The sequence below is a fragment of the Pseudarthrobacter sp. HLT1-7 genome, assembly GCF_059383435.1.
The window spans coordinates 61,807-74,296 of record NZ_JBWZCH010000018.1; the positions used below are offsets into that span (position 1 = coordinate 61,807).

General features: G+C 66.9%; 12 protein-coding genes. 3 read left to right on the plus strand and 9 right to left on the minus strand.

Annotated elements, in window-relative coordinates; genetic code table 11:
* Positions 1-54 precede the first annotated feature (54 nt).
* On the minus strand, positions 55-1,179 hold the full coding sequence (gene dapE, locus AC50X6_RS15650; RefSeq protein ID WP_494967096.1) for a succinyl-diaminopimelate desuccinylase: 1,125 nt from the start codon (positions 1,177-1,179) through the stop codon (positions 55-57).
* 67 nt (positions 1,180-1,246) lie between these two features.
* On the opposite strand from dapE, the gene dapD reads away from it, so the two are divergent.
* Together dapD and AC50X6_RS15660 are read left to right on the plus strand one after the other, a co-directional pair.
* Complete coding sequence (dapD, locus tag AC50X6_RS15655) at positions 1,247-2,257, plus strand: 2,3,4,5-tetrahydropyridine-2,6-dicarboxylate N-succinyltransferase (RefSeq protein WP_494967097.1); 1,011 nt, start codon at positions 1,247-1,249, stop codon at positions 2,255-2,257.
* 106 nt (positions 2,258-2,363) lie between these two features.
* The gene (locus tag AC50X6_RS15660) at positions 2,364-3,215 is read left to right on the plus strand and encodes a hypothetical protein (RefSeq protein ID WP_494967098.1); all 852 of its coding nucleotides are present in this window, start codon (positions 2,364-2,366) and stop codon (positions 3,213-3,215) included.
* Between the two features lie 661 nt (positions 3,216-3,876).
* Here AC50X6_RS15660 and AC50X6_RS15665 read toward each other — a convergent pair.
* The 5 genes from AC50X6_RS15665 to fdxA form a co-directional block, all read right to left on the minus strand.
* Positions 3,877-4,485, minus strand: coding sequence for a hypothetical protein (locus AC50X6_RS15665; RefSeq protein ID WP_494967099.1), 609 nt, complete (start codon positions 4,483-4,485; stop codon positions 3,877-3,879).
* 58 nt (positions 4,486-4,543) lie between these two features.
* Positions 4,544-5,200, minus strand: coding sequence for a TetR/AcrR family transcriptional regulator (locus tag AC50X6_RS15670; protein WP_494967100.1), 657 nt, complete (start codon positions 5,198-5,200; stop codon positions 4,544-4,546).
* Between the two features lie 175 nt (positions 5,201-5,375).
* The gene (locus tag AC50X6_RS15675; RefSeq protein ID WP_494967101.1) at positions 5,376-6,659 is read right to left on the minus strand and encodes a citrate synthase; all 1,284 of its coding nucleotides are present in this window, start codon (positions 6,657-6,659) and stop codon (positions 5,376-5,378) included.
* Positions 6,660-6,885: 226 nt separating this feature from the next.
* A complete protein-coding gene (gene dapC / locus AC50X6_RS15680; protein WP_494967102.1) occupies positions 6,886-8,034 on the minus strand; it encodes a succinyldiaminopimelate transaminase in 1,149 nt (382 codons plus the stop codon).
* Between the two features lie 12 nt (positions 8,035-8,046).
* Positions 8,047-8,373: a ferredoxin gene (fdxA, locus tag AC50X6_RS15685; RefSeq protein ID WP_326965770.1), complete on the minus strand. Its 327-nt coding sequence runs from the start codon at positions 8,371-8,373 to the stop codon at positions 8,047-8,049.
* A gap of 167 nt (positions 8,374-8,540) precedes the next feature.
* On the opposite strand from fdxA, the gene AC50X6_RS15690 reads away from it, so the two are divergent.
* Positions 8,541-8,789, plus strand: a complete 249-nt coding sequence (locus tag AC50X6_RS15690; RefSeq protein WP_494967103.1) for a putative acetyltransferase — start codon at positions 8,541-8,543, stop codon at positions 8,787-8,789.
* A gap of 187 nt (positions 8,790-8,976) precedes the next feature.
* Here the strand turns inward: AC50X6_RS15690 and AC50X6_RS15695 are convergent, their stop codons facing one another.
* From AC50X6_RS15695 to typA, 3 genes are all read right to left on the minus strand, one after another.
* Positions 8,977-9,786 (minus strand): type IV toxin-antitoxin system AbiEi family antitoxin domain-containing protein, encoded by an 810-nt coding sequence (locus AC50X6_RS15695; protein WP_494967104.1) that lies wholly within the window; start codon positions 9,784-9,786, stop codon positions 8,977-8,979.
* A 277-nt stretch (positions 9,787-10,063) separates the two neighbouring features.
* The gene (locus tag AC50X6_RS15700) at positions 10,064-10,456 is read right to left on the minus strand and encodes a hypothetical protein (protein ID WP_494967105.1); all 393 of its coding nucleotides are present in this window, start codon (positions 10,454-10,456) and stop codon (positions 10,064-10,066) included.
* Positions 10,457-10,490: 34 nt separating this feature from the next.
* The gene (gene typA / locus AC50X6_RS15705) at positions 10,491-12,419 is read right to left on the minus strand and encodes a translational GTPase TypA (RefSeq protein WP_326965774.1); all 1,929 of its coding nucleotides are present in this window, start codon (positions 12,417-12,419) and stop codon (positions 10,491-10,493) included.
* Positions 12,420-12,490 lie beyond the last annotated feature (71 nt).

The following is a 12,490-nucleotide window of genomic DNA, read 5'->3' on the forward strand; positions in this document are numbered from 1 at the left end:
AAAAAGGTCCGGAATCCCTACGGGGGTTCCGGACCTTCTTCGTTCCGTGCAGGCTTACTGCGTCAGCCAGCTCCGCAGCACGCGCAGGCATTCGCGGATCGCGTCGGCCTCCACATGTTCGCTGTCCTTGTGCGCCAGCAGCGGGTCGCCGGGGCCGAAGTTCACGGCCGGGATGCCGAGTTCGCTGAAGCGTGCGACGTCGGTCCAGCCGTATTTGGGTTTCGGCTCGGCCCCCACGGCGGCGACAAAGGACGCGGCGGCGGGGTGGTTCAATCCCGGCCGCGCGCCGGGAGCACTGTCGGTGCGGACGACGTCGAACCCCGCCAGCAGTTCGCGCACATGGGCCTCCGCCTCATCCGCGGTCTTGTCCGGGGCGAAGCGGTAGTTGATTTCGACAACGCATTTGTCCGGGATGACGTTCCCGGCGGTACCGCCCTTGATTTTCACGGCGTTGAGGCTCTCCCGGTAGTCAAGGCCGTCCACGGTGACGGTCTGCGGCGCGTAGTCCGCCAGCCGGGCAAGGATCGGGGCGGCGGCGTGGATGGCGTTGCTGCCCATCCAGGCGCGCGCGGAGTGGGCGGCTTCGCCGAGCATGGTTGCTTCGAAGCGGATGGTTCCGTTGCAGCCGCCCTCCACGGTGCCGTTGGTGGGTTCCAGCAGGATCGCAAAGTCCCCGCCCAGCAGCCCCCCGTGGTTCCGGACGAGCCGGCCGAGCCCGCTCTTGACGGCTTCGACTTCCTCGTGGTCGTAGAAGACGAAGGTGACGTCCTTGTCCGGCCCTGTGCCGCCGTCGAACAAGCCGGCGGCCAGCGCGAGTTGTACCGCGACGCCGCCCTTCATATCGGTGGCGCCGCGGCCGTAGAGGGCGCCTTCGCCGGGCGCTCCCGAGGGCCAGCAGGACGGGACCGTCCCGAGGGAACCGTCCGACGTCGGCAGCGGCACGGTGTCGAGGTGACCGGCCAGGATCACCCGCTCGGCGCGGCCGAGGTTGGTGCGGGCGACGATCGAGTCCCCGTCACGGACCAGCTCCAGCTGCGGGATCGAGCGGAGAGCATGCTCCACGGCGTCGGCCAGCAGGGTTTCCTCGCCGGAGACGCTGTAGATGTCGATGAGTTCCGCGGTCAGCAGCGCGACGTCCTGGCGGGGGTCCAGGCGGGCGGGGGTAGTAGGCTCAGTCACCGTTCCACTGTATATGGACGCCGTCACCGGTTTCAGGGTGCGCGGACGCGCTCTATAGACTTGGAGCATGACTGAGACCGCTTCTTCCGCCGTGCCCGCCGACTCCCGTTCCGCATACGGCTACGGGCTAGCCACCGTGTCCACCCGGAACGGTGAAGCCACCGTGCTGGACGTGTGGTTCCCGGCACCGGCGCTCGGCATCGCGGCCGGGAATCTTCGCGACGTCGAACGCGCCGACCGGACACTGACGGACATTGCAGAGGCCGGCAGCGACGCCGACCGCGGCACCGAACAGCAGGTCGTCTTCGTCCAGATTCACCTTGACGAGGCCCCCGCGGACACGGCGGACGCCTACCTGCGCCTGCATCTGCTCTCCCACCGTCTGGTCCTGCCGAACAGCATCAACCTGAACGGCATCTTCGGCAAGCTCCCCAACGTCGTCTGGACCAATTTCGGGCCCGCCGCCGTCGAGGACTTCGAGCTGACCCGCGCCCGGCTGCGCAAGCGCGGCGCCGTGACCGTCTACGGCGTGGACAAGTTCCCCCGGATGGTGGATTACGTCATCCCCTCCGGTGTCCGGATTGCCGACGCCGACCGCGTCCGCCTGGGCGCGCACCTGGCCGAAGGCACCACGGTCATGCACGAGGGCTTCGTGAATTTCAACGCCGGCACGCTCGGCACCTCCATGGTCGAGGGCCGGATCTCTGCCGGCGTGGTTGCCGGTGACGGCTCCGACGTCGGCGGCGGCGCGTCGATCATGGGAACCCTGTCCGGCGGCGGCAAGGAAAAGATCGCCCTCGGCGAGCGCGTCCTGCTCGGCGCCAACTCGGGCGTGGGCATCAGCATCGGCGACGATTCCGTCGTCGAGGCCGGTCTCTACGTTACGGCCGGCACTCGGATACGCGTGGTGGGCGGCAAAGACGCCGACGGCGAGGACACCGCCCGGATCGTCAAGGCGGTGGAGCTCTCCGGTGTTCCCAACCTGCTGTTCCGCCGCAACTCCTCCACGGGCGAAGTGGAAGTGCTCCCGCGCAAGGGCCAGACCGTCGAGCTCAACAAGGCGCTGCACGCCAACTGAGGTTTTGCCGGACACTTAGCGCGGACAAGATGCCTGCGGACTCGATGCCTGCGGACAATGCGGTGTGAAAATGGACCGGCCCGGAAGGGCCCGAGGGAGTAGATTCGTGGCACGAAGATCCATCTGGCGCCGTCGGATCGTGCTCCTGCTGACCCTCGCGATGGTCGCGGGCGGCATCTACACGGCGGTGCTGTTCCTGCAGCGCTCGGAAACCTTGGTCGCCGAACGCTGCACGGCGCCAGGCGGCGGGGAGAGCGAACTTGCCACGGACCAGGCCGCGAACGCCGCCCTGATCGCCGCGGTCGCCGTCCGCCGGGGCTTGCCAGCCCGGGCTGCCAGCATCGCCGTGGCCACGGCCATGCAGGAATCCAAACTGCGGAACATCAGCCACGGTGACCAGGCCGGGCCGGACTCCCGCGGCTTGTTCCAGCAGCGGCCGTCCCAGGGCTGGGGCACCACGGAACAGGTGATGGATCCCTACTACGCGAGCAATTCCTTCTACAGCGCCCTGCTGAAAGTTCCCGGCTACCAGACGCTGGAGATTACCGACGCCGCCCAGCGGGTTCAGCGCTCCGCGTTCCCGGAAGCCTACGCCCAGCACGAGGTGATGGCCCGGGCGTTCGCCTCCGCGCTGAGCGGCCAGACCGCCGCAGGCCTGGACTGCTCACTGCGCACCGCCGACGAGGCGGGGGACGCCGGTGCGGTGCAGGAGCGGCTGACCGAGGCCTTCGGCGGGCTGACAGCCTCCGCAGACGGCCGGACCTTGACAATCGAGGCGGACGGCCCCCGGGCCTGGGCCATGGCGCAGTGGGCGGTAGCCAACGCAAAAGCGCTCTCGATCATCGATGTCCAGGTGGACGGCCGTGGCTGGGCGCGGCCGGAACGCAACGGCTGGCAGCCCGCCGATGTGCCCGCCGGACAAGTCAGGGTGACGGTCGCCGAGGCCCCGCAGCAATAGGCAGACCTTCGCAGGGCCCTTCGCGCCCGCTCCGCTCGGCTGGCGGCGCACTGACTTGTGGGCATTTTCGTTAGTTCGGCGGGGGTTAGGCAGCGCCAGGACACTTTAGCGCCAGTGGGACATGCCCATTCTTTACCCCCGGGACTGGGCACAATGACACTATGCCCACCGGCCGGCCCGGGCGCGGGGCATGTCCAGCCCAGCGGGCACGTCCCGTCGAGCGGGCACGTCCCGACCTGTGGGCATTTTCGTTGACCTGGCCAGACGCAGGTGGCCGTTGGCGGCGCTCCTTCCCGGTTACCTGCCGCCACACCTCCTATCGGCCCGGGAAAGGCCCGGATTCCCGCGGGCTTGTGGCGCCGGGCGCCGAAGTAACTGGGCAGGAACGCCACGGCCCGTCGCGTTGGGCTGGTCCGGTCAGGCGTTGGGCGGGTCCGGCGGCGTGGAATCTGGACCTTTTCGCGCCGCGGGGGACATGCCCATTCTTCGCACCCGGAACTGGGCAGAATGACACTATGTCCATCCGCGCACTCCGGCGCGGGGCATGTCCCTGAGCAGTGCCCTCCCAGCCCCGGGCCAAGACCCCCGACGAACTAACGAAAATGTCCACTTGCCGGTCCCAGTCCGCCGGTCCCAGCCAGTCGGTCACAGTCCGCCGGACTCAGATGAGCAGGTCCACCACGGGCTGCACGTAGCTGCGAAAGAGCTCCGGCTGGGACAGCAGCTCCGAACTCATGATGATCGTCTCAGGCTCCAGGTACCACGCCCTCGGCTCCGCCAGCGGCAGTTCAATGATGGTCAGGGTGAAATCGTTGGCGGCACGGCCTACCTCGAGGAGCCGGTCGTCCACCATGTCCTGCAGCAATTGCACGCCGGCGGCCTCCCGCTCCGCTTCGAGCGCGACGTATTCGCCGCGGCGTTCCCGCGCCCAGGACAGCGCCGCGCCGAAGTGTGCCTGCAGCACGCGCCGCAGGGCAGGCGAATTGCTGAAGGACCGGAAGCCGGGAGGGCCCAGGTCCGGAGACATCTCGGGATGCGCTTTCAGCAGCTGTTCCCACCAGGCTTCCCATTCGGTCTTGAGCGCGCTGACGCCGCCCGCCTCCGCAATGAGGTGGGTGTGGTCCGAGGGACGGATTTTCGGTGCCGCGTGGCAGAGTGCCGGATGCCCGGCGCCGTCCAGGCCGGCGGCGTCGCGGACATATAGTGCAATGAGCATCGGTCCGGATGTGTCCATGGTGATCCGCCAGCCGGGTCCGCCTGTGTGGTGCATCCGATTGCCTCCCTTGGCAAGACGTACGTTCCCAGTGTATTCCTCACGGCAACGCACGTTAATGGCCCGGCGGGTGGCTGTTCAGTCCGGCCAGATGGGATTCCAGCACGTCCCGGCACATCCGGGCCGTCATCCATTCCGGCTGCAGCAGGGCGTGCATCGTGAGACCGTCCAAGGTGGCCAGCAGCCGTTCGGCCTCGGTCACCAGCCGCTGCTGGTCGACGCTTTGCGCGCCGTAGCCGCCGTCGGAGCCGCCGTCGGCCCGGCTCAGCTCTAGGATGAGCCCGCCGACGATGGCGGCCACGGCACGGTGGCTGCGGTCTGCTTCCGGGGCCAGGAAGGGCTTGGTCCTCGCGGCGCTCTTGAAGGCCATCCAGACGCAGGCGTCGACGGCCCGTTCATCATCCAGCGGCAGGAACTCACCCAATAGGGTTAATACGCCCTGGTGGTGTTCGGGGGTCCCGGGGTCCAACCCGCCGAGGCGCTCGTCGGCTGCCGTCAGCCGGCTGACGATCCGGTCCACGACGACGCCGAAAGAATGGGCGAGCAGCTCATCGCTGCTGGCGAAGTAGTGGCGGACGGATCCTACGGCGAGGTCCGCTTCGTCTGCGACCTCCCGGAGGGAAGCCCTCTCGAGTCCGTCGGCGGCAATGATCCTGAACACCGCTTCGACCACGTCCCGGCGCCGCACGGCAGCGTCGACAAATTTGGGCATAGGTCCTTTTTAGCACAGATGTGCTGGCACGACGTCGGGGCACACCGGCGGGACGTCCCTGCGGGCCTGGCGTGGGCACGGGCACGGACACGGGCAATCGATGAAACAGGAACGACGCCGGCCGCGCAGCTTCTAAGGCGCGCGGCCGACGTCGTACTGTTCTGGTCCTGGTGCGCTATACCGAAGGGTAGCTGCGTTCCGGTTCCCCCACATACAGCTGCCGCGGACGGCCGATCTTGGTCTGCGGGTCCTTCATCATTTCCCGCCACTGGGCAATCCAGCCCGGCAGGCGGCCGATCGCGAACAGCACGGTGAACATCTTCTCCGGGAAGCCCATGGCTTTGTAGATCAGGCCGGTGTAGAAGTCGACGTTCGGGTAGAGCTTTCGGGCAATGAAGTACTCGTCCGTCAGGGCGACCTCTTCGAGGCGCATGGCGATGGCCAGCAGCTCGTCATTGCCGCCCAGCTTCTCGAGGATCTCGTGCGCCGTGGCCTTGACGATCTTGGCACGCGGATCGTAATTCTTGTAGACGCGGTGCCCGAAGCCCATCAGCTTCACGCCGTCTTCCTTGTTCTTAACCCGTTCCACGAACTTCTCAACAGGCTCGCCGCTGGCCTGGATCTGGCGCAGCATGTTCAACACAGCCTCGTTGGCGCCGCCGTGCAGCGGGCCGAAGAGGGCGTTGATGCCGGCGGAGACGGAGGCGAAGAGGTTGGCGTTGGAGCTGCCCACCAGACGCACAGTGGAGGTTGAACAGTTCTGCTCGTGGTCAGCGTGCAGGATCAGGAGCAGATCCAGCGCCTTGACCACGGTGGGGTCCATGTCGTAAGGCTCCGCCGGAAGGCCGAAGCTGAGGCGCAGGAAGTTCTCCACCAGGTTCATCGAGTTGTCCGGGTAGAGCATCGGCTGGCCGATGCTCTTTTTCAGGGCATAGGCGGCGATGACGGGCATTTTGGCCAGCAGACGGTAGGTGGACAGCTCCACCTGTTCGTCGTCGAACGGATCCAGTGAGTCCTGATAAAAGGTGGACAGCGCGGACACCGCGGACGAGAGCACCGGCATCGGGTGCGCGTCGCGCGGGAAGCCGCCAAAGAAGCCCTTGAGGTCCTCATGCAGCAGCGTGTGCCGCCGGATCCGCTGGTCGAAAGCATCAAGCTCTGCGGCGGAGGGCAGGTTGCCGTAGATCAGCAGGTAGGAGACCTCGAGGAAGCTCGAGTGCTCTGCCAGTTCCTCGATCGGGTAGCCGCGGTAACGCAGGATACCCTTGTCGCCGTCGATGTAGGTGATGGCGGACGAGGTGGCGGCCGTGTTCACGAAGCCGGGGTCGAAGGTGACCGCACCGGTCTCCTTGAGCAGCTTGGAAACGTCGTAGCCTTCGTTTCCTTCTACAACCTTGATGCGCGGCAGTTCGAGCTCGCCGTCGGCAAAGCGCAGGGTTGCGCTGGTGGTCTCAGTCATGGAGTCTCCTCTGAGGCGTCGGGGCCTCTGTCGAAAGCTGGTCCAACTTCTGGTGAAGCGGCCCAGGAACCTGTTTTGCCACGGATTCCAAAGGCTGCGCTGCCTTCTTGTGGAAAGCCACCATTGATAGTCAGTTAAAAACTACCGTCAGTTCGCGGGTGGCACTAATCCGGGACCCGCCGGACCAGCCCAAAACGCACCGGTTGTGGCGGGGGTCACAGCACCGTTACCGCCCCGTCGCCAGCCGTGCCACCGCGGCGTCGATCCGTTCGTCACTGGCGGTCAGCGCGACCCGAATGAATCCGTTGCCGGCGTCGCCGTAGAAGACGCCGGGGCCGACGACGATCCCGCGGTCCGCGAGCCGGCCCACCGTGTCCCAGGTGGGTTCCCCGGCGGTGGCCCAGAGGTAGAGCCCGGCGCGGGACTCATGGATCGTCAGGCCGAAGCCCTCCAGCGCCGGGGTGATCCGTTGGCGGCGTCCACGGTACAGATCCTTCTGCGCCTGGACGTGGGCGTCGTCGCCGAGGGCCACCCGCATGGCTTCCTGGACGGGGTACGGGACGATCATGCCCGCGTGCTTGCGGCTGTTGACGAGGTTGGCCATTATGACCGGATCGCCGGCCACGAAGGCGGCGCGGTAGCCGGCCAGGTTGGACTGCTTGCTCAGCGAATACACGGCCAGGAGACCCTCGTGGGAGCCGTCCGCCACCTGCGGGTCAAGGATGCTGGGCACGGGCGTGCCGCCGCGCTGGACATCCCACTCCCCCCAGCCGAGTTCGGCGTAACATTCGTCCGAGGCGACGACGGCCCCGAGCTCACGGGCCTGCCGGACGATCCGCTGGAGCGAGGAAACGTCCCGGACGCTGCCTGTCGGGTTGGCCGGTGAATTGACCCAGACCAGCCGCACGCGCGCCCGGGTGGCGGCGTCGAGCTCTTCGAGATCGTCCGCGGCGACGTGCTCGGCACCGGCGAAGGTGGCGCCGATCTCGTAGGTGGGGTAGGCGACAGTGGGGCGGACGACGACGTCGCCCGGCTTCAGACCCAGCAGAAACGGCAGCCAGGCCACGAGTTCCTTGGACCCGACGGTGGGCATGATGTGTTGCGGATCCAGACCGGGAACACCGCGGCGGCGGTCAAACCATGCCGCGATTGCTTCACGGAGGGCCGGTGTGCCGTGCACCGTGGGGTAGCCCGGGGCGTTGGCCGCGGCCCGCAGGGCGTCCTGCACCACGTCAGGGGTAGAATCCACCGGGGTGCCGATCGAGAGGTTTGCGATTCCCCCGGGGTGTTCTGCCGCACTGGCCAGATACGGTGCCAGGGCCTCCCACGGGTAGTCGGGCAGGCTGAGGCCGAAGCCGCGCAACGCGGAGGTCACCGGGCGACCGCCTTAGTTGTCTTGGTTCTGCGGCGGCAGGGCGGAGATCATCGGGTGGTCCGTGTGGGTGTTGCCGATCTTCGCGGCCCCGCCCGGAGAGCCCAGCACGTCGAAAAACTCGACGTTGGCCTTGTAGTAGTCGGCCCATTCCTCCGGGGTGTCGTCCTCGTAGTAGATGGCTTCGACCGGGCAGACCGGCTCGCAGGCGCCGCAGTCCACGCACTCGTCCGGGTGGATGTACAGGGAACGCTCACCCTCGTAAATGCAGTCGACGGGGCACTCTTCAATACATGCCTTGTCCTTGACATCTACACACGGCTGCGCGATTACGTACGTCACGTCCCTTGCCTCTCCACGTTGGTTCCGGCGACCGGCCGGATGGTGCTTCCGGCCTGAGCGCCGGACTGCTGACTTCCGAGCCTATTATCCCCCGGCCTGGTCGCGCGAACCTAGCCGGGCGTCATACGGGCCCGGTTCATTGGCCGTGCTGGTCCTAGGATGGACTGGTGACTTCCGTTCTGCCGCCGCCCCTGCAGTTCCTTGCGGCTGCCCCACTCGGCACCCGTGTGGTGGTCAGGTACCGGATCGAAGGCGGACTGACAGACGCGTTGGGTGAACTGGTGGGACGGACCGGCGGCCTGTGCACCGTCCGGACCCGGCTCGCCGACGTCCCGATTCCGTTGGCGCTGGTGGTGGCCGCGAAGGAAATCCCGCCCGCACCGCCGCGCCGGGCCCCGCGGCAGCCCCGGCCGTGAGCCGACCGGGGGACATGCCCATTGCTGGCCGCGACCGCTGGACATACTGCCATTATGTCCAGCCCTGCCCGCGAGCGCGGGACATGCCCATTGGCCGCCGGGACGAACCGCGGGACATGCCCATTCCTGGCCGCGACCGCTGAACATACCCCACCGCGGAGCCTGCAACCACGGAATATGTTCGGTTCTAGGCGGCAGCGGAGAGCTTGTTCAGCGCGTCGCGCACGAGGGCGATGAACTCCTGCGGATGGTGCTTCAGCAACGCGTAGCTCACCACCAGGGTCGGAATACCCAGCCGGGTGGTCACGTTCCATCGCCGCCGGTCTTCCTCGAAGCTTGTCCGGTCCATGTGGAAACCGGCCCCGTCGGTTTCGATGCCGAGACGTCCGTCGACCATGAGGTCGAGGTGGCCCATACCGGGAATGTTGACCTGCGATTCGACGTGGAACCCGGCGCGGCGCAGCAGGTACCTGGCCATGCATTCCATGACGGATTGTGACTGCGGGACGATGCCGGCCACGATCCGGCGTTCCCGCGCGTCGTTCCTGCCGCCAAGCCGCCGGCGCAAGCCATGAAGCGGAAGGGCTTTCAGTACGACGGCGGACTCGGCAATGACCAGGCCGTCAAGGTCCGGCAGGCACCGCAGGCATTGAACGACCGTGTCCATCAGTGTCGGGGCAGCAACTGAGCGATGGGAGACGAATCCCGGATAGCGCCGGCTGTGCGGGACGGCTATGTGCGGCTGTTCCGGCGTCGTCAGAACCCAGAGCCCGCGGAGCTGCGCAGCACTGACGCACCCGGGCTCAGCCGGCAGCGAGCGGATGGAAATGAGCTGAGGATCCGCGCCGGGGACTGCGTAAACGCCCCGGGCGACACGGGAGACGTCACCACGCCCCGTCGCGGCCTTGAGTTGGAATTCCGTGACCCCCGCGGCAGCGAGATGTTTGGCGCGGGCGACGCCGTCGTAGTTTGAGAGCACCTCAAGCAGATTAACCATGCAGCCATAGTGCCGCCCGAGTCTGCGGCCGGAAAAGGGTGCCATTGCGCTATGTGCAAAAGTGCATGTCCCGCTCGTCGGCCCGGCGCTGGGCATGTCCGCTGGTTGGGGCTGGGCATGCCCCTCGGAGGCAGCCGGGGATGGACATAGTGCCAGTATGTCCACTCGCGGCGGCAAAGATTGGGCATGTCCCGCGGGAGCACCGGTCCCGTGAACTCTCGCTCACGGAAACTTGTCCCGCGGAAGCACCGGACTCGGGAACCTCGTACCGGGAAATCTAACCTTGCGGAACCTCGCCCGCCGGGCCCCGGTACCGCCGGCACCAGGTCAGCGTGGCAACCGTGACAGCCGCGGTGCCGAAGATCCAGATGTTCCCGGCGGTATCCCCGATGACAAGGCGCCTCCCATGCTCCAGCGTGGACCACCAGCCGATCAGCGCATAGCAAAGCGCCCCGCAGGCCGCCGCCGGAAGCACCGAGCGGAAGGCCGCGCCGAGCCACAGCTCCACGGCGCCCAGCAGCACCAGGGCTGCGAGAGCGCCCCACGGCAGCCCGACGCCGCCCACCAGCACGCTCTGCCGGTGCAGGGCCGTGCCGGCGAGGGCAACAAAAAGAGCTGCCGGCACGGTGGCGGCGATGCCGCCTGCCATACCGGCAGCTCCCTTATTCACAAATGATCCGTTGGTTCAGCGAGGAACGCCGGAACTAGGACTTGGCGCGTGCCCGGTTGGACTTGGCGCGCTGATTGACGTCCAGGATGAGCTTCCGGATCCGGATGGACTCCGGGGTGACCTCCACGCACTCGTCTTCGCGGGCGAATTCGAGGGACTCTTCGAGGGTCAGGTCGCGCGGGGGCGTGAGGTTCTCGAAGGTGTCGGAGGAAGCGGCACGCATGTTGGTGAGCTTCTTTTCCTTGGTGATGTTGACGTCCATGTCGTCGGCGCGGGAGTTCTCGCCGACGATCTGGCCTTCGTAGACCTCGGAGGTGGGCCGGACAAAGAAGGAGCCGCGTTCCTGCAGGTTGATCATGGCGAACGGCGTCACAACACCGGCGCGGTCGGCGATCATCGAACCGTTGGTGCGGTACTCGATCGGGCCGGCCCAGGGCTCGTAGCCCTCGGAGATGGAAGCGGCAATGCCGGCGCCGCGGGTGTCCGTGAGGAACTTGGTGCGGAACCCGATGAGGCCACGGGCCGGAACGATGAACTCCATACGGCACCAGCCGGTGCCGTGGTTGGCCATGTTGGTCATGCGGCCCTTGCGGGCGGCCATGAGCTGGGTGACGGCGCCGAGGTACTCTTCCGGCACGTCGATGGTCATGTGCTCCATCGGCTCGTGGATCTTGCCGTCGACGGTCCTGGTGACTACCTGCGGCTTGCCGACGGTCAGCTCGAAGCCCTCACGGCGCATCTGCTCCACGAGGATGGCCAGCGCGAGCTCGCCACGGCCCTGGACTTCCCAGGCATCCGGGCGCTCGGTGGGGAGCACCTTGATGGAGACGTTACCGATCAGTTCCTTGTCCAGGCGGTCCTTGACCTGGCGGGCCGTGACCTTCGCGCCCTTGACCCGGCCGGCCAGCGGCGAGGTGTTAATGCCGATGGTCATGGAGATGGCGGGATCGTCCACGGTGATCAGCGGCAGCGGCTGCGGGTTGTCGACGTCGGTCAGGGTCTCACCGATGGTGATTTCCTCGATGCCGGCGACGGCGACGATCTCGCCGGGGCCGGCAGACTCGGTGGGCACGCGGTCGAGTGCCCTGGTGGCAAGCAGTTCGGTGATCTTGACGTTCTTCATTTCACCGTTGGCACGTGCCCAGGCAACCGTCTGGCCCTTGCGCAGGGTGCCGTTGTAGATACGCAGGAGCGCCAGGCGGCCCAGGAACGGGGAAGCGTCCAGGTTGGTGACGTGGGCCTGGAGGACACCGTTCGGGTTGTAGGTCGGCGCCGGGATGTGCTCGATGATGGCCTGGAACAGCGGCTCCAGGTCCTCGTTGTCCGGGGCGGAGCCGTTTGCGGGCTGCTCGAGGGAGGCGCGGCCAACCTTCGCGGCGGCGAAGACGACGGGGACGTTGAGGATCTTGTCCAGGTCGAGGTCCGGAACTTCGTCGGCGAGGTCGGAGGCAAGGCCCAGCAGCAGGTCCATGGACTCATGCACGACTTCTTCGATCCGCGCGTCGGGGCGGTCGGTCTTGTTGACCAGGAGAATTACCGGCAGGTGCGCGGCCAGGGCCTTGCGCAGCACGAAGCGGGTCTGCGGCAGCGGGCCCTCGGAGGCGTCAACGAGGAGGACGACGCCGTCGACCATGGACAGGCCGCGCTCCACCTCGCCGCCGAAGTCGGCGTGGCCGGGGGTGTCGATCACGTTGATGGTGATGGTCTCGCCCTTTGAGGACGGTCCGTTGTAGGCCACGGTGGTGTTCTTGGCCAGGATGGTGATGCCCTTTTCGCGTTCCAGGTCGCCGGAGTCCATGACCCGGTCCTCGAGGTGGTTGTGCGCGGCGAAGGAGTTGGTCTGCTTGAGCATGGCGTCGACCAGGGTGGTCTTGCCGTGGTCAACGTGGGCCACGATCGCGACGTTGCGCAGATCACTGCGCGATGCAGTGGCTACCGCGGTGTTGGTGGTGGTTTCAGACATGCGTTATTGCTCGATTCAGTGGTGAAGTCAGCTGTTGTATCGCGACATTTCCAACCGGAACGCACGATGGA

Excerpts from the sequence above, each read along its gene's own strand:
- dapD (WP_494967097.1), top strand. The coding sequence starts at position 1,247 with ATGACTGAGACCGCTTCTTCCGCCGTGCCCGCCGACTCCCGTTCCGCA.
- AC50X6_RS15665 (WP_494967099.1), bottom strand. The coding sequence starts at position 4,485 with ATGCACCACACAGGCGGACCCGGCTGGCGGATCACCATGGACACATCC.
- AC50X6_RS15670 (WP_494967100.1), bottom strand. The coding sequence starts at position 5,200 with ATGCCCAAATTTGTCGACGCTGCCGTGCGGCGCCGGGACGTGGTCGAA.
- AC50X6_RS15675 (WP_494967101.1), bottom strand. The coding sequence starts at position 6,659 with ATGACTGAGACCACCAGCGCAACCCTGCGCTTTGCCGACGGCGAGCTC.
- AC50X6_RS15695 (WP_494967104.1), bottom strand. The coding sequence starts at position 9,786 with ATGGTTAATCTGCTTGAGGTGCTCTCAAACTACGACGGCGTCGCCCGC.
- typA (WP_326965774.1), bottom strand. The coding sequence starts at position 12,419 with ATGTCTGAAACCACCACCAACACCGCGGTAGCCACTGCATCGCGCAGT.